The 645-nt window shown below is 57.5% G+C and carries 1 protein-coding gene and 1 pseudogene; both read right to left on the bottom strand.

The annotated features are described in order from the left end of the window. Window positions 1–236: pseudogene (locus U8U01_RS17325) on the bottom strand (hypothetical protein); the annotation flags it as partial. 21 nt (window positions 237–257) lie between these two features. Continuing rightward, window positions 258–645 (bottom strand): hypothetical protein (locus U8U01_RS17320; RefSeq protein ID WP_322176827.1); only part of this gene is annotated, 388 nt, incomplete at its 5' end.

The following is a 645-nucleotide window of genomic DNA, read 5'->3' as shown; positions in this document are numbered from 1 at the left end:
GTCATTTCCTCTGTGGTCGCGTCCAGGGAGGCCACAGGGCCATATCTCGACCAGCTGTCCGTCGCGGGGCCGGAGCGCCCGTAGTCGTTCATGGTGCTGGTAGAGATTTTGTATATCCGCACCGAATGCGCCCCCACCCAAGAAAAATCCTGGTTTGTCAGCAGGGACTTGCGACTTTCCGTGCTGAAAAGCTCGTCGGTATATGGTAAAAATTTGGTTGCCAACTCAATGGCCATATTGTATCAACTCCTAAAAAATTATCTTTTAGGCTTGAAAGCATCAGCAAGGGGGTCTCCGTTTTGGGGAGCCCCGCTGCTGAGAGGGGCGGTCATATCCACCCGCATGGTTGGGCCGCTGCCGCCCCAATTCCCCGCCAGAGCGGCCAGCCGGTCAGCTGCCGACTTGAATTGCTCAAAGTCAGCCGTGGGCAAAATGTCCAGCAGCTCGGCGGGGTATTTTTTACTGTCTATGTATTCCCGGCAGTCCATCCGGGATTCCCGTGCTTTCAAGGCCTGTTCCCGTTCGTCTGTGCGTTTGTCAGCTTTGGCGCGGGCCAGCCGCTCCCCAATGATGCGGTCAAGCTCGGCCTGGGTGAACAGCTTTTCGCCCCCGCTTGCCTCCGGGGTCTGAGTGGCCTGCTGTTCG

The organism is Acutalibacter caecimuris (assembly GCF_034335085.1).
Classification (GTDB): domain Bacteria; phylum Bacillota; class Clostridia; order Oscillospirales; family Acutalibacteraceae; genus Acutalibacter; species Acutalibacter caecimuris.
This window is presented reverse-complemented; position numbering and strand designations above follow the sequence as displayed.